Origin of the sequence: Nocardia sp. CA-151230 (assembly GCF_050942175.1) — a bacterium.
Lineage (GTDB): Bacteria > Actinomycetota > Actinomycetes > Mycobacteriales > Mycobacteriaceae > Nocardia.
Genome location: NZ_CP192061.1, coordinates 5,898,908 through 5,918,724 on the forward strand (window position 1 = coordinate 5,898,908; position 19,817 = coordinate 5,918,724).

19 protein-coding genes and 1 pseudogene are annotated in these 19,817 nt (G+C 68.4%); 14 read left to right on the top strand and 6 right to left on the bottom strand.

Features of this window, described 5'->3' with window-relative positions; genetic code table 11:
• Positions 1 to 59: 59 nt before the first annotated feature.
• The gene (locus ACQP1O_RS28065; protein ID WP_433561440.1) at positions 60 to 872 is read left to right on the top strand and encodes a hypothetical protein; all 813 of its coding nucleotides are present in this window, start codon (positions 60 to 62) and stop codon (positions 870 to 872) included.
• A gap of 10 nt (positions 873 to 882) precedes the next feature.
• Here the strand turns inward: ACQP1O_RS28065 and ACQP1O_RS28070 are convergent, their stop codons facing one another.
• Positions 883 to 1,308 carry an ester cyclase gene (locus tag ACQP1O_RS28070; protein ID WP_433561441.1) on the bottom strand — a complete coding sequence of 142 codons (426 nt, stop codon included), beginning with the start codon at positions 1,306 to 1,308 and terminating at the stop codon, positions 883 to 885.
• Between the two features lie 73 nt (positions 1,309 to 1,381).
• Positions 1,382 to 1,999, bottom strand: a complete 618-nt coding sequence (locus tag ACQP1O_RS28075) for a LysE/ArgO family amino acid transporter (protein ID WP_433561442.1) — start codon at positions 1,997 to 1,999, stop codon at positions 1,382 to 1,384.
• 73 nt (positions 2,000 to 2,072) lie between these two features.
• Here ACQP1O_RS28075 and ACQP1O_RS28080 point away from each other — a divergent pair, with 73 nt between their 5' ends.
• From ACQP1O_RS28080 to ACQP1O_RS28095, 4 genes are all read left to right on the top strand, one after another.
• Complete coding sequence (locus tag ACQP1O_RS28080) at positions 2,073 to 2,951, top strand: LysR family transcriptional regulator ArgP (protein ID WP_433561443.1); 879 nt, start codon at positions 2,073 to 2,075, stop codon at positions 2,949 to 2,951.
• A 122-nt stretch (positions 2,952 to 3,073) separates the two neighbouring features.
• The gene (locus ACQP1O_RS28085) at positions 3,074 to 4,159 is read left to right on the top strand and encodes an S-(hydroxymethyl)mycothiol dehydrogenase (RefSeq protein ID WP_433561444.1); all 1,086 of its coding nucleotides are present in this window, start codon (positions 3,074 to 3,076) and stop codon (positions 4,157 to 4,159) included.
• On the top strand, positions 4,159 to 4,785 hold the full coding sequence (locus ACQP1O_RS28090; RefSeq protein WP_433561445.1) for an MBL fold metallo-hydrolase: 627 nt from the start codon (positions 4,159 to 4,161) through the stop codon (positions 4,783 to 4,785). The genes ACQP1O_RS28085 and ACQP1O_RS28090 overlap by 1 nt, the downstream gene beginning before the upstream one ends.
• A 168-nt stretch (positions 4,786 to 4,953) precedes the next feature.
• Positions 4,954 to 5,493: a DUF4333 domain-containing protein gene (locus ACQP1O_RS28095; protein ID WP_433561446.1), complete on the top strand. Its 540-nt coding sequence runs from the start codon at positions 4,954 to 4,956 to the stop codon at positions 5,491 to 5,493.
• 9 nt (positions 5,494 to 5,502) lie between these two features.
• On the opposite strand, the gene ACQP1O_RS28100 is transcribed toward ACQP1O_RS28095, so the two are convergent.
• Positions 5,503 to 6,591: a glutamate--cysteine ligase gene (locus ACQP1O_RS28100; RefSeq protein ID WP_433561447.1), complete on the bottom strand. Its 1,089-nt coding sequence runs from the start codon at positions 6,589 to 6,591 to the stop codon at positions 5,503 to 5,505.
• A gap of 128 nt (positions 6,592 to 6,719) precedes the next feature.
• On the opposite strand from ACQP1O_RS28100, the gene ACQP1O_RS28105 reads away from it, so the two are divergent.
• From ACQP1O_RS28105 to ACQP1O_RS28130, 6 genes and pseudogenes are all read left to right on the top strand, one after another.
• On the top strand, positions 6,720 to 7,055 hold the full coding sequence (locus tag ACQP1O_RS28105) for a TfoX/Sxy family protein (RefSeq protein ID WP_379428042.1): 336 nt from the start codon (positions 6,720 to 6,722) through the stop codon (positions 7,053 to 7,055).
• Between the two features lie 153 nt (positions 7,056 to 7,208).
• Positions 7,209 to 8,015, top strand: a complete 807-nt coding sequence (locus tag ACQP1O_RS28110) for an amino acid-binding protein (protein ID WP_433561448.1) — start codon at positions 7,209 to 7,211, stop codon at positions 8,013 to 8,015.
• A gap of 146 nt (positions 8,016 to 8,161) precedes the next feature.
• Complete coding sequence (locus ACQP1O_RS28115; RefSeq protein ID WP_433561449.1) at positions 8,162 to 9,613, top strand: ABC1 kinase family protein; 1,452 nt, start codon at positions 8,162 to 8,164, stop codon at positions 9,611 to 9,613.
• Positions 9,614 to 9,755: 142 nt separating this feature from the next.
• Positions 9,756 to 10,142: pseudogene (locus ACQP1O_RS28120) on the top strand (NAD(P)-binding protein); the annotation flags it as partial.
• A 182-nt stretch (positions 10,143 to 10,324) separates the two neighbouring features.
• Positions 10,325 to 12,922 (top strand): SDR family NAD(P)-dependent oxidoreductase, encoded by a 2,598-nt coding sequence (locus tag ACQP1O_RS28125; protein ID WP_433561450.1) that lies wholly within the window; start codon positions 10,325 to 10,327, stop codon positions 12,920 to 12,922.
• A 10-nt stretch (positions 12,923 to 12,932) separates the two neighbouring features.
• A complete protein-coding gene (locus ACQP1O_RS28130; protein WP_433561451.1) occupies positions 12,933 to 14,483 on the top strand; it encodes a flavin-containing monooxygenase in 1,551 nt (516 codons plus the stop codon).
• A 25-nt stretch (positions 14,484 to 14,508) separates the two neighbouring features.
• Here ACQP1O_RS28130 and ACQP1O_RS28135 read toward each other — a convergent pair whose 3' ends face one another.
• Both ACQP1O_RS28135 and ACQP1O_RS28140 read right to left on the bottom strand, forming a co-directional pair.
• Positions 14,509 to 14,967: an SRPBCC family protein gene (locus ACQP1O_RS28135; RefSeq protein ID WP_433561452.1), complete on the bottom strand. Its 459-nt coding sequence runs from the start codon at positions 14,965 to 14,967 to the stop codon at positions 14,509 to 14,511.
• A 55-nt stretch (positions 14,968 to 15,022) separates the two neighbouring features.
• Positions 15,023 to 16,216: an MFS transporter gene (locus ACQP1O_RS28140; protein ID WP_433561453.1), complete on the bottom strand. Its 1,194-nt coding sequence runs from the start codon at positions 16,214 to 16,216 to the stop codon at positions 15,023 to 15,025.
• Positions 16,217 to 16,374: 158 nt separating this feature from the next.
• Between ACQP1O_RS28140 and ACQP1O_RS28145 the strand changes: the two genes are divergently transcribed.
• Both ACQP1O_RS28145 and ACQP1O_RS28150 read left to right on the top strand, forming a co-directional pair.
• Positions 16,375 to 17,790, top strand: coding sequence for a PLP-dependent aminotransferase family protein (locus ACQP1O_RS28145; protein WP_433561454.1), 1,416 nt, complete (start codon positions 16,375 to 16,377; stop codon positions 17,788 to 17,790).
• An 86-nt stretch (positions 17,791 to 17,876) separates the two neighbouring features.
• Positions 17,877 to 18,266 (top strand): RidA family protein, encoded by a 390-nt coding sequence (locus ACQP1O_RS28150; protein WP_433561455.1) that lies wholly within the window; start codon positions 17,877 to 17,879, stop codon positions 18,264 to 18,266.
• A gap of 300 nt (positions 18,267 to 18,566) precedes the next feature.
• Here ACQP1O_RS28150 and ACQP1O_RS28155 read toward each other — a convergent pair whose 3' ends face one another.
• Entirely contained in the window at positions 18,567 to 19,229 is a 663-nt protein-coding gene (locus ACQP1O_RS28155) for a lysophospholipid acyltransferase family protein (protein ID WP_433561456.1), read from the bottom strand.
• 264 nt (positions 19,230 to 19,493) lie between these two features.
• Here ACQP1O_RS28155 and ACQP1O_RS28160 point away from each other — a divergent pair, with 264 nt between their 5' ends.
• Entirely contained in the window at positions 19,494 to 19,700 is a 207-nt protein-coding gene (locus ACQP1O_RS28160) for a hypothetical protein (protein WP_433561457.1), read from the top strand.
• Positions 19,701 to 19,817: the final 117 nt, after the last annotated feature.

Genomic DNA, 19,817 nt, shown 5'->3' on the forward strand with positions numbered 1-19,817 from the left:
GTTTACCCTTCGGTGTGCCCGGTGATCACAGCGGGACCACCGAGACGAGAGCTATTGGAATGAGCGGCAATTCGATACCACCGGGCTATCATCCGCAGGACGAGCTGTGGACGCAGGACACCGTCGTGTTCGACGCGGTGCGCGACGACCACCACGGACGGCAGCCCGGGCCCGGAGGTGGCCGCCCGCGGAATTCGCAGGCCAGCCGGTACGTGATCATCGGTCTCACGGCCACGATCGTCGTAGCGTTGCTGGCCATCGGCGGTCTGCTCCTGTCCGGCCACGGCAACTGGGACGCGGCCCCGAATGCCGCGAAGGGCCCCGCGCCGACGCGCATCGTGCTCACGACCACCACATCCGCGTCACCCACGACCACCGCGCGGGCGGCCGAGGTGACCACGGCGCCCGACACCGCCACTGCCACGACGACCACCACCACCTCGACCACGACGACCGCCCCGACGTCCAGCGCGGTGGCGGTCAGCGGGACCTGCGCCCAGGCCGGTCAGACCGCCGTCGCCGGCGACGGATCGGTCCTCACCTGCAACGCGGCCGGAGACGATATGCTCCGCTGGCTGCCGGTCAGCACGCCCTCGCTCGGATTCCCGTGCAACGCGACCGAGGCCGGGACCTTCGGCTACGCCCCGAACGGCAGCCAGCTGCTGTGCTCCCGCCGCGCGGGATCGACCACGCCGACCTATGCGTGGGACAGCCCGGGCCCCGTGGCCAGCGGAACGCACGAGCCCGGCCAGATCTGCAATCTCAAGAAGGACGTGGTGGCGAAGTCCTCCAGCGGCCGGGCCGTCACCTGCCTGCCCACCAACGGAAACAACAACGGCAACTACGTCGGCGCGTGGAAACCCGTGTCCTGAGACCGATTTCCTACAGGGTGACGACGCCCAGCTGGATCAGCTGGGTGAGGGTGTCGGCCACGCCCCACACCTCGGCGATCCGGCCGTCGGCGAAACGCATGATGAAGATCTCGTTGTACCGCACGGCTTTCCCGGTCGCCGGGCGGCCCAGGAACGCGCCGTCGTTGGTGCCGGTGACGACGGTCCGGCCGACCACCTTGTCGCCCTCGGCGATCATGTCCACGACGTCCAGCTTGATGTCGGGATAGCCGGTCACGAAGGCACGCATGATCTGGTCGAGCCCCGCCGCGCCCGGATGGTCCACCGGGAACGGAACATTGAGAATGGCGTCCGGCTGGGTGATCTGGTGGATGGTCTTCGAGATCAGTTCGGTGTCACCGGTACCCACCACGTCGTGCAGGAGTTTGAAGGTCGCCTTGTTCTGTTCTTGCTGCATGCTCCATGAGACACCGGCGGGCGCCGGCCCGTGACAGGTACTACCGTGACCACCGTCACTGCCGCCCAGGGCGTCAGCTCGCCAGCAAACCGACAGCGAGACCCGTCATGACGAGGGCGATCACCGAATCCAGCACTCGCCACGCGCGCGGTTTCGCGAAGACCGGGGCCAGCAGCCGGGCGCCGAAACCGAGCGAGACGAACCAGATCAGACTGCCCGCGATGGCTCCCGCGGTGAGGAACCAGCGATCCGGGGTGGCATAGGTATTGGCGAAGGATCCCAGCAGCACGACGGTGTCCAGGTAGGCGTGCGGGTTGAGCCAGGTGACGGCCAGGCAGGTGGCCACGGCCGCGCCCAGCGCGATGGGCGCGCCGCCGCCCGCGGACAGGGCCGAGGCGGAGAACGCGCGCTTGGCGGCAAGGGCGGCGTAGCCCAGCAGGAAGGCCGCCCCCGCGTACCTGGCGATGGTCATGATCATCGGGGCCGAGTTCACGATCGCCCCGAAGCCCGCGACGCCCAGGATCATGAGGATCACATCGGAGCCGATGCACACCGCGACCACCGGCAGGACATGCTCGCGCCGGATCCCCTGACGCAGCACGAAGGCATTCTGCGCGCCGATCGCCACGATGAGCGACAGGCCGAATCCGAGTCCCGAGATGGCCGCGAGGACCGCCGATGATGCGTTCACACGCTCGAAAGTAGGGCAGCCGTCCAGCACCAGGCCAACTAAAGATTCTGAGGCACCATTACGATCTCTTACTATGGATCTGCAGCTCGACCAACTGCGCGCCCTCGACGCCGTCATCAGCGAGGGTACCTTCGACGCCGCCGCCCGCAGGCTCAGCGTGACGCCCTCGGCAATCAGCCAGCGCATCAAGGCGCTGGAGGACGCCGCGGGCCGCATCCTGGTGCAGCGCACCAAACCGGTGCAGCCCACCGAATCCGGGCTGACGGTGCTGCGGCTGGCCCGCCAGATCCAGCTGCTCACCGGCGATACCGCGCGCGAACTCGGCGACGTCCACCAGCCCGGCGCCGCCCGGGTGGTCATTCCCATTGCCGTCAACGCCGATTCACTGCAGACGTGGGTCATTCCGGCGCTCGGCCGTGCCGCCGCCGGGGTGTCGTTCGACATCCATCGCGAGGACGAGGAACACACCACCCGCCTGCTGCGCGACGGCACCGTCATGGCGGCCATCACCTCCACCGCCGCACCGGTGCAGGGCTGCACGGTGCGGCGGCTGGGTGCCATGCGCTATCGGCCCATGGCACAGCCCGCCTTCGCCCGCACCTGGTTTCCCGACGGCGCGAATGCGAAATCGTTCGCACACGCGCCCGTGGTGCTGTTCGACCGCAAGGACGATCTGCAGTTCCGGCTCATGCGCCATTACACCCGCAAGCCCGTGGATCCGCCCCGGCATTACATCCCGTCCTCGGCCGGATTCAATGACGCGGTAGGCGCAGGTATGGGCTGGGGCATGATCCCCGACCTCATGATCCGCCCCGAGGACGAGCTGATTCCGCTGGATGAGAAGGTATTCGTGGATGTCCCGCTCTACTGGCAGCAATGGCGGCTCGATTCCCCCGCACTGACCCTCGTGGCCGCTACGATCGCCGAGGCGGCCGGGCAATCCCTGTTGTGAAAGGCCACAGGTTGCGATCGGCCACAAGGAGATTCATTTTCCGTCACCCGGGGTACTAGATGACGTGGGCGGGGTCGGATGCGATAGTCGAAGGCATTGCGGTTAGCCAGGAAGGAATTTCGTTGTCCCAAACTGTGCGCGGCGTCATCGCACGCTCGAAGAACGCCCCGGTGGAAGTCACCGACATCGTCATCCCGGACCCGGGTCCGGGCGAGGCCGTGGTGCGGGTGCAGGCCTGCGGGGTGTGCCACACCGACCTGCATTACCGCGAGGGCGGCATCAACGACGAATTCCCGTTCCTGCTCGGACACGAGGCCGCCGGCATCGTGGAATCGGTGGGCGAGGGCGTCACCGATGTGGAGCCCGGGGATTTCGTCATCCTGAACTGGCGGGCGGTGTGCGGTTCGTGTCGCGCCTGCCGCAAGGGCAAGCCCTGGTACTGCTTCTCGACCTTCAATGCGTCCCAGCCCATGACGCTCACCGACGGGACCCCACTCACCCCCGCGCTGGGCATCGGCGCGTTCGCGGAGAAGACCCTGGTACACGCCGGGCAGTGCACCAAGGTGGACCCGAGCGTGTCCCCCGCCGCGGTGGGGCTGCTGGGCTGCGGTGTCATGGCCGGGCTGGGCGCGGCCATCAATACCGGTGGGGTGAGCCGCGGTGATTCGGTCGCCGTCATCGGCTGCGGCGGCGTCGGCAACGCGGCCATCGCGGGTGCGAAGCTGGCGGGCGCGACCACGGTGATCGCGGTCGACATCGACGAGCGGAAACTGGAGTGGGCCACCGGATTCGGGGCCACCCACACCATCAATGCCACCAAAGAGGATGCGGTGGAACGGGTTCAGGAACTCACCGACGGCTTCGGCGCGGACGTGGTGATCGATGCCGTGGGCCGCCCGGAGACCTGGAAGCAGGCGTTCTACGCGCGCGATCTGGCGGGCACCGTGGTGCTGGTCGGCGTGCCGACGCCGGACATGACCCTCGAGATGCCGCTCATCGACTTCTTCTCGCGGGGTGGATCGTTGAAGTCCTCGTGGTACGGCGACTGCCTGCCCTCGCGCGATTTCCCCTATCTCGTCGAGCTCTACAAGCAGGGCCGGCTGGACCTGGACGGGTTCGTCTCCGAGACCATCGCGCTGGACGAGGTCGAGGCGGCCTTCGCCAAGATGCATCACGGCGACGTATTGCGCTCGGTGGTGGTGTTCTGATGGCGCACATCGACCACGCCGTCACCGTCGGCACCTTCAGCCTCGACAACGAGACCTTCGACGTCGACAACAATGTCTGGGTGGTGGGCGACGACCTGGAGTGCGTCGTCATCGACGCGCCCCACAATGTCGAGGCGATCCTGGACGTCATCGGCACCCGCAAGGTCAAGGCCATTCTGGTCACCCACGCGCACGACGACCACATTCGCGTCGCGCCCGAATTGTCCAGGGCCACCGGCGCTCCCGTGCTCATGCATCCCGACGACCTGGTGCTGTGGCAGCACACGCACCCGGAGACCAGCCCCGACGGCGAGCTGTCCGACGAGCAGGTGATCGAGGTCGGCGGGACCGAACTGCACGTGCTGCACACGCCGGGGCACGCCCCGGGCGCGGTCTGCTTCCACTCCCCCGACCTGGGCGTGGTGTTCACGGGCGACACCCTGTTCCACGGCGGGCCGGGCGCGACCGGGCGGTCCTACTCGGACTTCGGCACCGTTGTCGAGTCGATCGCCGACCGCCTGCTCACCCTGCCGCCGGAGACCCTGGTGCACACCGGGCACGGCGAATCCACCACCATCGGCGCGGAATCCCCACAGCTCGAGGAGTGGCGCGCCCGCGTGAACTGACCCATCGCGGCAGCAGGGCCGGTCCGGCGCACGTCGCCGGACCGGCCATCTGTCAGGGTCCCTAATCCACCCCGAATTGCGGCGCGCCAGCCCCGGACACGCCGGATTCGCCGGTTTTGCAAGCTCATTCTCAAGATTTTCCCGGCGAACCGGCGCCTAAAGTTGTCCATGAGAAAACTGACAGCCGCTCTGGCCTTGACGTTCGTGCCGCTTCTCGCCGTGGGATGCTCATCATCGGGTTCGGACTCGGTGAGCAAGGGTGACGTGCAGACGAAGGCCACCAGCTTCTACAAGGACAAGTCGCACGAGGACGCGAAAACCGTGACCTGCGACGGCAGTCTGCCCGCCAAGGTGGACGCCACCCAGACCTGCACCGCCACCTCCGCCGACGGCCAGACCTGGGCGATCGATGCGAAGGTCACCAAGGTGGACGGCAAGGACGTCTACTACGACCTGACCCTCACCGACGCCTTCGTCGCGCCGGACGACGTGGCTTCCAGTGTCTCGAACTTCTATCAGTCGAAGGTGGGCGCCGCCCCGCAGTCCTCCACCTGCAACGGCCTGCTGCGCGGCGCGACCGGCTCGACCATCCGGTGCGTGGTGACCGAATCGGACGGCACCCGCTGGGGCGTCACGGCCAAGACCACGAACGTGGAGGGCTCGAAGGTCAACTACGACATGATCGTCGACGACCAGCCGATGCCCTGAGACCGGGCACTATCGGCACGAATAGAGCGTGGCCTCGGCCAGTTCACCCACCACGTCCGAGAGCCGGCCGCGGGTTCGGAAGGCATTGAGCTGACGCCGTGCTCCGTTGCCGCGCGCCAGCAGCGCGGCCACGGTGTCGGTGACGAAGGCGAGGTCGTCCAGCTGCTCCAGGGCGGGCCGGATCCGGTCGATCAGCCGGGTCAGCAGGTCCTCCACCGGGACCGTGCGTCCGTCGAGCGGATCGATGGCGGCCCCGTCGATGCCCACGTGCGCAGCCTTCCAATATGCCGCGCGCAGTGTGTCTTCCGCGACCACGGGTACGGAATCGGTTGCGCGGGCGGTCATCGCGCAGGCGCGCACGAGGGCGGCCAGCAGCGCCGACTCCTCCACGGTGGCGGGCACATCGCTGACCCGCACCTCCACCGTCGGAAAGGTGCTGGAGGGCCGCACATCCCAGTAGACCATCTTGCGATCCAGGATGACGCCCAGCGACAGCATGGACTCCACGGCCCTCTCGAACTCGGCGACCGAGCCGAAGTACGGCGGCGGACCGGCGCTGGGCCAGCGCCGCCACAGAATGTTGCGCCAGCTGTGATAGCCGGTTTCGACGCCGCCGTAGATCGCCGAGTTGGCGGTCAGCGCCAGCAGCAGGGGCAGCCAGGGCCGCAGGAAGTTGCTCACCCGCAGCGCGGCGGCCCGGTCCGGCACCGCGACGTGCACGTGGCAGCCGCACAGGCCCTGTTCGTACGCCAGCCGGCCGAAGCTCGCCGCGATCCGGCTGTAGCGCGGGGTGGCGGTGATGGCGAGTTCGTCGGAAATGGTCGGCGGTACGGCCGCGGCGAGCAGCAGCGCGTCGTTCTTCTCCGCGCAGGCCGCGGCGCCGCGGCGCAATTCCCGCAGTTCCCGAAGCAGCTCACCGATATTCGTGTGCACGCGGGTGCTGGTCTCCACCTGGCACCGCATGATTTCCAATTGCAGGTCAATGCCGAAATCCGCGGCGGTCCGGGCGACGTCGGCATTTCTGCCGACCGGCGCGCCACTGCGCGGATCCACGAGGAGGAACTCTTCTTCGACACCCACTGTCGGCGGAGCTTCCACCAATAGTGTGTACCTCGCCGGGGACGTGCCGACACCTGCCGGAATGGTCTCTCCGGTCCGCAGCCGGCCGGGCCCCGAGCGCGCGCCGCGGCCCAGAACTGTCGGTCGGGTGGGTCACAATGCCGGGTATGGCATACGACGAGGAGCTGGCCGACCGGATTCGGGACGCGCTCGGGCCCGAACTGGTCAATGTGGTCGAGAAGAAGATGTTCGGCGGCCTGGCGTTTCTGGTGGGCGGCAATATGGCCGTCGCGGCCAGCGGCAAGGGCGGGCTGATGGTGCGCACCGATCCGGACACCTCCGCGGCGCTGCTGCGAGCGGGGTCGGTCGAGCCGATGGAGATGGGCGGCAAGAAGATGCACGGGTGGCTGCGCGTCACCACCGCGACCGTCGCCGACGACGATGTGCTCGACGAGTGGGTGCGGCGCGGGGTCGACTTCGCCAAGACGCTACCGCCCAAATAGGGGGCAATCGATGTGTGCCGGGGCACAGCTCCGGCGCGACTGTGGCCCGCTTCACCGAATGACCAGCTGCCGCAGAAGCTTTGCCGGGTTCCGTCACCCCTTCTTTACACCGCACCACAGTCGGGGAAACCTGCGTCCAGCACTGTGGTGAACATGAGGCAAACCGAGATTCATACGCTGGCCTGCGAAGTCTGCGGTCGACTGCCCCATCCGAAACGCACCCGTATGGCGCTGGTCAAGCTCGCCGCGGTGTTCCCGGTCGAGCTGGCCCTGCACGCCCTGGTCGTCCACCTCGAACTGCCCTATCTGGCAACGGTTTCCGTGCTCGCCGTCGCCGCCACCATCCTCGTCATCTGGGTGGTCGAACCCGGTGCCATGCGCTATCTCGGCCGCTGGCTGCACGCCCCGGAACTGCGCCACCGCCACCTCCTCGACAGCGCCGAGCGGCTCTGGCGCATCCGGGTGCACCTGGACAACAAGCCCGGGCGGCTGGAACTGCTGGCCAAGCAGCTCGCCGACCGGCGGGCCAACATCCTTGCCGTGCACGTGCATCACCTGGAGAACGGCGTGCTCGACGAGCTGGTGGTCTCGACACCGGCCGAGATCGGCCCGCAGCGGCTGACCCAGGCCGTCGCCCGCGCAGGCGGGGTCGCCGCCGGCATCTGGCCCGCGTCGGCGCTCACCCTGGTCGACGGCCAGACGCGCGCACTGGGACTGGCCGCGCGGGTGGCCGCCGATCCCCGGGAACTGCCGCTGGTGATCGCCGAACTGCTGAGTGCGCAATACGTTCCGGATCCGGACCCGGGCCGCGTGCCCGGCGGCACCCTGCTCGAGATCGGCCCGCACGACGATCTCGCGGCCATGACCTTCCTGCGTACCGGGGAGCCGTTCACGCCCGCCGAGGTCGCCCGTGCGCACCGGCTCACCGATCTGGCCCTGGTCACCGCCCGGCAGTCCTGACCCCTCACCAGCGGATTCCCTTCGCGCATCCCACCATTCAGGACGCGGTACCGGGGCGTACAGATTTTCGTACCGCATAGTTTCACTTCGTGGCAGACTCCGTCATGCGCATTCGATCGAAACGCGCGCTAGGGGTTGGTTGATCGATGAGTTTGCGGCGAAGCGGCGCACGACGGGGGGACGCGGACGTCGGCGGGAATCCGCCTGCCCGCAAGGTGATTCGCACCGCGAAGCTGGCCGCGGTGCCGCTGGCCTACGCCGGGCGGCAGGCGGCCGGGGCCGGCAAGCGAGCGCTGGGCCGGCCGGCGGGTGAGATCGATCGAGAGATCCAGCTGCGCACCGCCGAGCACATGGCCGAGGTGCTGGGCGAGTTGAAGGGCTGCGCCGCCAAACTGGGCCAGGTCCTGGGTATCTACGAGCTGGCCCTGCCGCCGGAGCTGGCCGAGCCCTATCGGATCGCGCTGGCCCGGCTACAGGACGCCGCGCCACCCATGCTGCCCCGCACCGTGCACACCGTGCTGGCGGCGTCCTTCGGCCCGGACTGGCGGGACAATTTCCGGGAGTTCGACGATCGCCGGGCTGCTTCGGCCACCATCGGCCAGGTGCATCGCGCGATCTGGCACGACGGCCGGGCGGTGGCGGTCAAGGTCATGTACCCCGGCGCCCGCGCGGCCGTGGACAGCGATCTGCAGCGGCTGCGCGGATTGGCCTGGCTGACACCGGTTTTCGCGCCGCACGCCGACGGTCGCGCGGTGGTGGACGAGCTGGCCGAATGCCTGCGCATGGAACTGGATTTCGCGGCCGAGGCACAGAGCCAGCGCCGCTTCGCGGAGGCCTACGCCGGGGATCCGGATTTCCGGGTTCCGCAGGTGGTGGCGCAGTGCGGCGATGTGATCGTCAGCGAGTGGCTGGACGGAATTCCGCTGTCCCGCTTGATCACCGCGGGCGCGCAGGCCGAGCGCGACCGGGTGGGCATGCTGGCGGTCCGGTTCTTCTGGTCGTCCGCGCCACGCTCGGGGCTGCTCTACGGCGATCCGCATCCGGGCAATTTCCGAGTGCTGCCCGACGGCCGCCTGGGCGTGGTGGATTTCGGGGCCTGCCCGGCGTGGCCCCCGGCCCAGTTCCCGGCGCTGGTGCACGACCTGGCCGACGCGCTCATCAATGGCGGGCCCGCCGAGCTGGACCTGGCCACGCGCAGCCACGGGTTCACCGACGGGCAGCGCGGTCTGGACAGCGCGGGACTGGCCGAGAAACTGCTGCCGTTCACCGAACTGCTGCGGCACGAGACGTCCCGGGTCGATACCGAGTGGCTGCGCGGCCGCACCCGTGACGCCATGAGCCCCAGGCTGGACAATGCGTACCGCCAGCTCGGGATACCCGCGTATCTGATGCCGTTCCAGCGCGGGCTGGTCACCCTGCTGGGGATGGTCGCGCAGCTCGGGACGACCGGGCCGATGCGCGCCGAGATCCTGCGCTGGTCACCGGAATTGAGCGCGGTCATGGACCGGCATCGGGCGCGCAGCGGGCAGCCGGCCGATCTCGATGCCGTGCGGCTGCGCCGGGCGGGCGCGTCGGCGACCGGGTTCGCGGCGGGCTGAGCCGCACCGGACCGGCTTGCGGGCTCACCGTCACCCAAGGGTCTTGATCACTGTCCCAGACAGAACTACCCTGGGTGACAGGCGCAATGCAGCGCCGGAGTCTGTCCGGAAGGTCCCCGTCGTGACCACTGCATCCAAAGACATCCGCCGTCCTGAGCTTTCGGCTCCGGACCACGAGGTCGCCGTCATCGGCGCGGGGCCCGGCGGCATTGCCGCGGGGGTCAAGCTGAAGCGGGCCGGGGTGCGCGACTTCGTCCTGCTGGAACGGGCCGACGAGGTCGGCGGCAGCTGGCACGAAAACCATTACCCGGGGCTGGAAGTCGATATCCCGTCGCTGGCGTATCAGTACTCTTTCGCTCGAAACCCCTACTGGAGCAGGCTGTTCGCCTCCGGCGCGGAGGTGAAGCGGTATCTCATGGCGGTGGCGCGGCGGTTCGGGCTGTATCCGCACATCCGGTTCGGGACCACCGTGGTCAGCGAGGAGTGGGACGAGGACCGGCACCGCTGGACGCTGCATCTCGACAACGGATTACCTGGCCGAATTGAACGCGCACGTGCCCACCTACTACCGCAATTCGCAGGGCGACAGCACCTATATCCGGCCCACGGGATTCTTCTCGGCGCAGCGGGCGCATCACCACTTCCCGTTCTCCGATTACGAATTCGAGCGGCTGTCCGCCTGACCCCGCCGTTCGACAAGGAAGTCGAGCCATGATGGAACTGCCGAAATCGGTCCGGATCGCACTGGGCGCGGCCGGATACGGCATCAGCGACCGCCGCCTGGCACCGGCCGTGACGGGCCGGGTGATCCTGGTGACAGGCGCGTCCTCGGGCGTCGGGCGGGCCACCGCGCGCCGCCTGGCCGCCAATGGCGCGATCGTGCTCGCGGTCGCCCGCCGCGAGTCCCTGCTGGCGGAATTATGTTCGGAGACAGCGGAATTCCCGGGAACCGTCCACCCCTATCCGGCGGATCTCTCCGATACCGACGCCTGCGCGGCACTCATCAGGCGCGTGCTGGCCCAGCACGGGCACGTGGATGTCTTCGTCAACAATGCCGGTAGATCGATCCGCCGCTGGCTGTCGGATTCGCTCGACCGCTGGGACAATTTCGACGACACCGCGCGCGTCAACTTTCTCGGCCCGATGCGTCTGGTGCTGAGCCTGCTGCCGTCCATGCGGGCGCGCCGGCAGGGGCACATCGTCAATATCAGTACCGCCGGTGTACATGGCCCGGGTGTCGGCTGGACGGCCTATATCGCCTCCAAGTCCGCGTTCAATTCCTGGATGCGCGGCGCCGCACCGGAATTGCGGGCGGACGGCATCGATGTCTCGACCATTCACCTGCAGCTGGTGCGATCGGACATGCTGGGTCCGTATCGGATCTATCGCTACACCCCGAGCATGTCGACCGAGGAGGCGGCGAGCATGGTGTGCCGGGCCATCGTGGACCGTCCCCTGGCGATCCGGCCGTGGTGGGAGCGGGCGGGCGCACCCCTGTCCTATGCGCTGGACAATTCCCGTGCGGCGCAACGGCTGCTGACCACCTACGCGAAGGCCGGGAACTGGAACAATCGGCCGGTCGACTGGGCCGGGCCGATCGGGCGGGTCGAGCGGGCCGCCAACCTGCTCGACGACGCGGTGACGGTGGCCGGGTGGATTCCGGCCAGCGGCGCGCTGAACCTGGTGCCGCCCACCCGGATTCCCCAGCTGGCCCGGGCATTACGCGGTGGGGTCGGACTGGCCACGGCACTGTCGGTGTGCGCCGCGCGGTTCCCGGATCGGCCCGCCATGATCGACGACGACGGCCAGATCACCGCGGCCGAACTGGATCGGCAGGTGCAGCGGCTGGCGGCGGCGCTGCGGGCGCGCTGGGATGTGCGGCGCGGGCAGCGGGTGGGGGTGCTGTGCCGCAATCACCGGGGATTCGTGATCGCGGCCTATGCGGCAGCACGGCTCTCGGCGGATCTGGTGCCGTTGAACTACGGCTTCGCCGGGCCGCAGATCGGTGAGGTGCTCGACCGCGAACGCGTGGAATTGCTGCTGTACGACGGCGAATTCCATACCGCGATCGACAAGTCCGGCTATCGGGGTCGCCGGGTGGTGGTGCGGGGCGCCGCGGAGGGCTTGCCGTCCGTCGCGGACCTGGTCGCCGCGGGTGGGCCGCCGGTGCGCGAACCCGCGGGTGGGGGCTCGATCATTCTGCTCACCGGCGGCACCACCGGAGTACCCAAGGGCGCGCCCCGCACACTCGGCGCACGGTCCGTGCTGGCCGGGCTGAGCCCGCGCATGGTGCTCGCGCTCGGCGACCTGGCCCGGATCGAAACGATTCCGCGGCTCGGGCGGCCCATGGTGATCGCGCCGCCGCTGCATCACACCTACGGGTTCCTGGCGATCGCCGCGGCGTTCCTGCTCGGGTCGACCGCCATCGTGCACGACCGGTTCGACGCCGAAACCGTGCTCGCCGATATCGAGCGGCACGGCGTGCAGATCGCCTGCCTGGTGCCGACCATGATCAAGCGGATCATGGATCTGCCGGCGGCGGACCGCCGCGGCTATCACCTCGAGAGCCTGCGGATGGTGGTGTGCGGCGCCGCTCCCCTGCCGGCCCGGCTGGCCACCGCCTTCATGGACGAGTTCGGCGAGGTGCTGTTCAACGCGTACGCCTCCACCGAGACCGGCGCGGGGACCTTCGCCACGCCCGCGGATCTGCGGGCCGCGCCCGGGACCGTGGGGCGGCCGCTGACCGGGATCGTGGACATCCGCATTGTCGACGGCGACGGCCGCGAGGTGCCTACCGGTGTCACCGGCCGCATCGTCAACAAGAACCCGAGCATGATCGCCGGCTACAGCGACGGCCGGACCAAGAAGATGGTCGGACGGCACATGGACTCCGGTGATCTCGGCCATGTCGACGCCGAGGGCAGGCTGTTCGTGGACGGCCGCTCCGACGACATGATCGTCTCCGGCGGCGAGAACGTCTTCCCGCAGGAGGTCGAGGAGGCACTGCTGGCGCATCCCGCGGTGGCCGACGCGGGAGCCGTCGGGGTGCCCGACGACGATTTCGGGCAGCGGCTGGCGGCGGCCGTGGTGCTCCGGCCCGGGGCGCGAGCCGGCGCACGCACCCTGCAACGGCACATCAAGGCCACATTGGCCGGCTACAAGGTGCCGCGCGACATCGTGTTCGTACCCGAACTGCCGCGCACGACCGCGGGCAAGCTACGGCGGCAACAGCTTCCGGAGGTCATCGCGCGGGCGCGCGCGGCGGCCGAATCCGGCGTCGCTCTCGAATCCGATCCATCCAGGACGTGAGGTCTCAGTCATGAGCGCTACCAATGGTTCCCAGCCCCGACCCACCCATGAGGTCGTGATCGTCGGTGCGGGTCTGGGCGGGATCGGCGCGGGTGTCGCGCTGCGCCGGATCGGGGTCGAGAACTTCGTCCTCGTCGACAAGTGGCCGAAGGTCGGTGGCACCTGGCTGGCCAATACCTATCCCGGTGTGGCCGTGGATATTCCGTCGCCGGTGTACAACTTCTCGTTTCAGCCGCGGTCGCACTGGTCGCGGTTCTTCGCGCCCGGCGCGGAATTGCAGCGGTACGCGGAGGAGGTCGTCGATCGGCAGGGGCTGCGCGGCAAGCTGCGGCTCGGATCGGGCGTCGTGCTCGGGGTTTTCGACGAGGAACGGGATCTGTGGCGGATCACCCTCGAAGACGGCACGGAGATCACGGCACGCTATGTGATCGGCGCGGTCGGCGGGCTGGAGCAGCCGCACAATCCGGATATTCCGGGGATCGGCGACTACACCGGCAAGATCATGCACAGTTCCCGGTGGGACCATGACTACGACTACCGGGGTAAGCGGGTGGCGGTGATCGGCACCGGAGCCACTGCGCTGCAGGTGATTCCCGAACTGGCCAAGGCGGTCGCGCAGCTGACCGTGTATCAGCGGCGGGCCATCTGGATCGGGCCCAAGGTGGACTTCCCCATGGGGCCGGTCGCGAACGCGGTACTGAACTTCGCGCCGCTGCAGCGAACGGTGCGCTTTCTCGGCAATGTGGGCGTGAACGCCGGTCTGGGGGCAGGGCTGGCAATCTCCAACTATCCGCGGCTGACCTCGATGGGTATGACGGCGGCCGAAACCGCCATGAAGGCCTTTCTCTTCAGTCAGGTGCGCGATCCAGAGCTGCGTCGCAGGCTGACGCCGGACTACCGGTTCGGGTGCAAGCGTCCGTCGATCTCGAATTCGTATTTCAAGACGTTCACCCTCCCGCATGTCGATCTGGTCACCGAGGCCATAGAGCATTTCACGCCGACAGGCGTCGTCAGCGCCGACGGGCGGGAGCGGGAATTCGATATGGTGTTGTGCGCCACGGGATTCAAGGTGATGGAGAAGGGGTACACGCCGCCCTATCCGATCTACGGTCGCGACGGGCTCGAACTGGGCGAGTTCTGGGACGAGCACCGCTTCCAGGCCTACCAGGGGGTGTCGGTGCCCAGGTTCCCCAATGCGTTCCTGATCGTGGGGCCCTACGCCTATGCGCCGGGCTCGTATATCCCGCTGATCGAATCGACCTCGGCGCACGCGGCCCGGGTCATCGGGGAGGCCCGCCGGCGCGGCGCGACCCGGGTGGAGGTGCGGCAGCAGCCGCACGACGAGTACTTCGCGCGGATGGACACGCGGGCCAAGCGGACCCACCTGTTCACCCAGGGCTGCATCACCTCGAACACCTACTACATCAACTACCAGGGGGACGGCGCGGCCTTCCGGCCCTCGACCCAGCTGGAAATGTATTGGGAGAACCGGCATTTCCCGCTGGACGACTACCGCTACACCACCGCCGCGGTGCGCGAGCTCCAGGACGCGGCCTCCTGAGAGCCCCGGGCGCGCGGCAGGCCGATCACTGCTCTTCGGCCAGCTCCGCCAGTCGATCCACCGATCCCCGCAGCATCTCCGAGGTGGTGGCGCGCGCCCGCGCCAGGCGCTTCTCATCGGCCAGATCGGTCCAGTCGTAGGTGTGGGTCACGCGGGTCCGGTTGTCGCCCAACGGCTCCAGCTCCCACCGCCACAGGTGGCCCGGCGGCTGCGCACCGGGTTCCGAAGGCAGCCAGGCGATTCGGCGCGTCTCCTCGAATTCGACGATCCGGTTCTCCCGGACCGCTCCCGAGGTGAGCGTCATCTCGAAGACGTCACCGACCGACCGCACCCGCTGCCCCGGCTCCGCGTGTGCGAGGTTGTCGTTCGCATCCCAGCGGGACTGCTGCGCCGGATCGGCGATCAATTCGAATATCCGCGCGGCCCCGGCGGATACCTCACGCTCTGCGGACACAACTCGCCTGGCTTCTCCACCGTCGCTCATACCCCGATCGAACCACCCCTCGGTCCGTCCAGCGCGATCGGGGAGACCGGACCGGCTAGACGGTGGCGAGCCGGGGAGTCCGGGCCCGGCCGCCGAGGATCAACAGGGCGGCCAGGATCGAACCGCCGCCGAGCCAGAGGACGCTGAGCGGGCCGGCGTGGTCGACCGCGATGCCACCGGCCAGCGCGCCCAGGGCGATCGAGAAATTGAAGGTCGAGACGAACAGGGACGACGCCGCTTCGGTGGTGTCCGGAGCGGCCCGCAGGATGCGGGTCTGGAAGGTGACGGGGACGGCGCCGTAGCCGAGGCCCCAGAGCATCAGGATCGATCCGGCGGCAACGACATTCGTGTCGAAGAACGCGAGCGCGGCCATGGCCGCGACCAGCAGCACCCCGATGCCGAAGGTGGTGCGCCGCAGGCTTTTCGCGACCAGGGTGCCCGCGAGGAAGTTGCCGCAGATGCCGGCGATGCCGAAGACCAGCAGCAGCACCCCGGTCACGCGATCGTCGACGCCGTGCTCGTGCAGGATCGGGCGCACGAAGGTGTAGGCCAGGAAGTGGCCGGTGATCACCAGGAAGGTCAGGATCAGCGCGAGCCGCAGGGCCGCATTGGATTTGAACACCGCCGGCAGATCCCGCAGGTGGACCGACTGCTCGGCCGGCAGGCTCGGCATCAGGAAGACCATGCACGCCACCGAGGTCAGGCCGAGCGCGCCCACGGCGGCGAAGGCCGTGCGCCAGCCGCTCAGGTCGCCGAGGAACGTGCCGGTGGGAACGCCCAGCACCGAGGCGGTTTCGACGCCGCCGAAGATGACCGCGGTGGCGCGGGCGACCTGATGCTCGGGCACCAGCCGCAGCGCGATGCCGCCCGCGATGGACCAGAAGCCGCCGACGGCGATACCGACCAGGAATCGGGCGATGAGCACGACCACGAAACTCGTTGCGAGACTGGAGGCCAGGTTGGCCGCGCCCATCAGGCCGATGAGGACCGCGAGCACGATGCGGCGGTCCACGCGCCCGGTGAGCACGGTGACGATCGGCGCGGACAGGGCCGCGACCAGGCCCGGGACGGTAACCATCAGCCCGGCAACGCCCTCGGAGACGTGCAGCGCGGAGCCGACCGGGGTGAGCAGGCCGACCGGCAGCAGCTCGGAGGTCATCAGGGCGAAGATGCCCAGTGTCACCGCGAGGACGGCCAGCCAGCCCCGGACGGGCGAGCGGGCGGGGGCGGTGGTGACGGAAGCAGACATGGGTGAAACCTTTCGGATGACAAGGGGTTCCGTGCGACCACACCCCGGGCGGCCCGCGGGGCGGGGCGACGGCGGCGAAGATCATGCGTGCCGGGACCTGAAAAGTCGTCATGGCATGACCGTAAGGGCTGAAAGACCCATTGATATGGTGCATTTCCATGGCAGATGATTGGGCCAATTCCGCGGGCGGCGAGACAGCGGGCGTCGATCTGCATCTGGAGCTCGCGGGAGAGGGAAGCCCTCGGGCCCAGCTCATGTCGGCGCTGCGGGACGCGATCCGGTCGGGCCGGTTGGCGTCCGGGACCCGGCTGCCGCCCTACCGGACGCTGGCGGCGGACCTGGGCATTGCGCGCAATACCGCCGCGGCGGCGTATGCGGAACTGGTGGAAGAGGGTTGGCTGACCGCGCAACAGGGCTCCGGAACGCGGGTGGCGGATCGCGCTACCCCGGCGGCGGTCGATCGCAAAGGCGCTGCGGCACGGCGCAACCCGCGCCGGGTGCTGCATGATCTGCAGCCGAGCTCGCCCAATGCGGCGGCGTTTCCGCGCACCGACTGGGCGGCCTCGACCCGCCGGTCGCTGGCGGCCGCGCCCAATGACGCGTTCGGCGTGGGGGATCCGCGCGGGCGGGTGGAATTGCGGCGCACGGTGGCGGAGTATCTGAGCCGGGCGCGGGGCGTACGGGCCGAACCCGAGCGGATCATCATCTGTTCCGGGTTCGCGCACGGGCTGCAGCTGCTGTGCGATGTGCTGAACGGGCCGATGGCCATGGAGGCCTACGGGCTGGACTTCTATCGAGATATCCTGCACGACAAATGGATCGAGTCGATTCCGGTCTCGGTGGATCACCGTGGCGCTGTGGTGGACGAGCTTGTGGGAACCGACGCCCGGGCCGTGCTCCTCACCCCGGCGCACCAGTACCCCACCGGCGGCCCTCTGCATCCGGAACGCCGGGCGGCCGTGGTGGATTGGATACGCGCATCCGGTGCGGTGCTGCTGGAGGACGACTACGACGGCGAGTTCCGTTACGACCGTCAGCCGGTCGGCGCGCTGCAGGGCCTGGACCCCGATCGGATCGTCTACCTGGGCTCGGTCAGCAAGAGTCTGTCCCCCGCGCTGCGACTGGGCTGGATGGTACTTCCCGATTCACTGATCGACGATGTCCTGTCCGCCAAGGGAAGTCGTGAAATGTGGGCCGGCGTGGTTACCCAGCTGACCTTCGCCGACTTCCTCTCCTCCGGCGCATACGACCGCCATCTCCGCCGCACCCGCGCCACCTACCGTCGCCGCCGCGATCTCCTGGTTCGCATGCTGGCCCAGCGGGCCCCGCACATTCGGGTCAGCGGCATCGCCGCCGGACTGCACGCGGTCCTCGAATTGCCGGACGGCACAGAGGATTCCACCCTGCATGCCGCCCGAAGCCTCGGCCTGGCCCTCGACGGCCTGCGCCGCTACCGTCACCCCGCCGCCCCCATGCCGCACCGTGACGGTCTGGTCGTCGGCTACGGCACCCCCTCCGACCACGGTTTCGGCCCCGCACTGGAAGCCCTGTGCAGAGCCCTGTCCGGCCGATGACACACCACTTCCGCCACGGCGTCTGCCTGTAGCGCAGTGGTAGCTCCGGTCTGCTGAAAGCTCTCGGTAGTGTGCAGAATAGGACGATGACCGTTCGACAGCTTGTTTCCTCAGGTGCCCAATGGGAGCCGATCGTCGGCTATTCGCGCGCGGTCCGCGTCGGCCAATGGATCGCGGTGGCCGGCACCACCGCCGCCACCCCCGACGGCCCGCCCGTCGGCGGCGACGATATCGCCGAACAAACCCGCGAAACCCTCCGCCGAATCGCCGCTGCCCTCACCGAAGTCGGCGCCTCCCTCGAAAACGTCATCCGCACCCGAATCTACGTCACCGACATCTCCCGGTGGGAAGAAGTGGGCAAGGCCCACGGCGAAGTCTTCGCCCACATCCGCCCCGCCGCCACCATGCTCCAAGTCTCCCAACTGATCGACCCGGACCTCCTGGTCGAAATAGAAGCCGACGCGATACTTCCGTAGCCGCGTACTTCCTGCACGCGCCGGAAATCTCGGTCGGCTCCCGGAGTTCGGGCCCAGGAGGGAGATGCCCGGTCGGGCCGTTGACGGTCGAAACTGTGATTCCCGGTGCCAGAGGTTATCCGCGGCGCCATCGGTGACCGAAAGAATGGGCGCCCGCTCCTCGAAGACCTCGGTGGATTCGATGCACTGCGTCCCCGAGGAGCCAGGGCTCGGCGGTCCATCCCGGCCGCATCGGATGTCGGCGCTTCGAGCAGTCGGCCCGGGATTACTTGCACATTCACGCGGCGACCTCAGCCGGAGTCAAGGGGTTCGGAGAGCTTCGATTTGGTGGCGGAGGTGATCCAGGAGTTTTTCGGGATTGTCGAAGTCGGCGGGGTTGATGGGGGTACCGAAGTGGATGGTTACCGGGTGGCGGCGGTTGAAGGGGCGGGCGGGGGTGGCGGCACGGCGGATGGGGAGGACATTGTCGGTGCCGGTGGTGGCCACCGGGATGATGGGGACGCCGGTTGTCAAGGCCAGATTGGCTACACCGGGCTTGAAGGGCTCATGGTCGCCGGGCGGGACCAGGCGACCCTCCGGGTAGATGATGAGCACACCGCCGTGGTGCAGAATTTGCTCTGCCTGGGCCATGGCATTGCGGCCGGAGTCGGGGTCGCGGCGAATGACGGGAATCTGACCCAGGCGGCGGACAAGCCAGCCGATAGCCGGCCAGGACCACAGTTCGGCCATGGCAATGGCGATGGCGCGGCGGCGGAGCGCTCCCCAGAGGAAGACCGCGTCGAGCATCGAGATGTGATTGCTCGCGATGATGACCGGGCCGGTTTTCGGAATCCGGTCGCGGCCGATCACGGTGACGTGGACGAAGTTCGACCACGCCAGCGTGCGGAGAATGCGGCGGACCAGGTGCGTCGTCAGCCAGGCTCGCTTGCCCAGCCCTCTGGGGCGTCGTGCTTCGGTGTTCATCGCTCTCCCACATGGACCGTCCGGCAATGGATTTCATTTTTACCGGGCAGCAGGGTACGCGCTACCGCAGAACTACTCAGGGGCCGACCGGAAGCCGTGACATAGCCGATTGCTATGGCGATTTTTCGGGCGTAGCCTGAAGATTGCTGTACTCACAGCAGAATCGCAACAGAATTCAGCAAAGGGTCGAGTGCTGCCATGACTGGAAACTGGTGGCGTCACACCGTTTTGTCTCAATTGTCCCGATCGCCAGGTAATGCCGCGGTGCTCTTCCTCGTCGTCGAGGACGGCACCAAGGTCATCACCTTCCCGAGACTCAACTGGGGATTCGTGGCGGCCGCGTCCGCCGCGGTGCTCGTATTCGCCATCGCAGTCCTGCTGCTGGTGAATTCCGCGCACTTCGACGAACCACAGACACCAGCACCGGCACCACCTGCATCATGCGAACCGTTCTGCCCCATACCGAACTGAGCGCGGTTCGACGATCGGGAAGATGATGATGAAAACCATTCCGCCGGAATTCGATTCGACTTCCGGCGTGGCGTCGAGCGCCGCGACCTGGGACACGATGGACAGTCCCAGGTCGCG

Coding starts and splice junctions, on each gene's coding strand:
- ACQP1O_RS28130 (WP_433561451.1), top strand. CDS start 12,933: ATGAGCGCTACCAATGGTTCCCAGCCCCGACCCACCCATGAGGTCGTG.
- ACQP1O_RS28110 (WP_433561448.1), top strand. CDS start 7,209: ATGAGGCAAACCGAGATTCATACGCTGGCCTGCGAAGTCTGCGGTCGA.
- ACQP1O_RS28065 (WP_433561440.1), top strand. CDS start 60: ATGAGCGGCAATTCGATACCACCGGGCTATCATCCGCAGGACGAGCTG.
- ACQP1O_RS28095 (WP_433561446.1), top strand. CDS start 4,954: ATGAGAAAACTGACAGCCGCTCTGGCCTTGACGTTCGTGCCGCTTCTC.
- ACQP1O_RS28140 (WP_433561453.1), bottom strand. CDS start 16,216: ATGTCTGCTTCCGTCACCACCGCCCCCGCCCGCTCGCCCGTCCGGGGC.
- ACQP1O_RS28155 (WP_433561456.1), bottom strand. CDS start 19,229: ATGAACACCGAAGCACGACGCCCCAGAGGGCTGGGCAAGCGAGCCTGG.
- ACQP1O_RS28070 (WP_433561441.1), bottom strand. CDS start 1,308: ATGCAGCAAGAACAGAACAAGGCGACCTTCAAACTCCTGCACGACGTG.
- ACQP1O_RS28135 (WP_433561452.1), bottom strand. CDS start 14,967: ATGAGCGACGGTGGAGAAGCCAGGCGAGTTGTGTCCGCAGAGCGTGAG.
- ACQP1O_RS28150 (WP_433561455.1), top strand. CDS start 17,877: ATGACCGTTCGACAGCTTGTTTCCTCAGGTGCCCAATGGGAGCCGATC.
- ACQP1O_RS28105 (WP_379428042.1), top strand. CDS start 6,720: ATGGCATACGACGAGGAGCTGGCCGACCGGATTCGGGACGCGCTCGGG.
- ACQP1O_RS28090 (WP_433561445.1), top strand. CDS start 4,159: ATGGCGCACATCGACCACGCCGTCACCGTCGGCACCTTCAGCCTCGAC.
- ACQP1O_RS28115 (WP_433561449.1), top strand. CDS start 8,162: ATGAGTTTGCGGCGAAGCGGCGCACGACGGGGGGACGCGGACGTCGGC.
- ACQP1O_RS28125 (WP_433561450.1), top strand. CDS start 10,325: ATGATGGAACTGCCGAAATCGGTCCGGATCGCACTGGGCGCGGCCGGA.
- ACQP1O_RS28080 (WP_433561443.1), top strand. CDS start 2,073: ATGGATCTGCAGCTCGACCAACTGCGCGCCCTCGACGCCGTCATCAGC.
- ACQP1O_RS28145 (WP_433561454.1), top strand. CDS start 16,375: ATGGCAGATGATTGGGCCAATTCCGCGGGCGGCGAGACAGCGGGCGTC.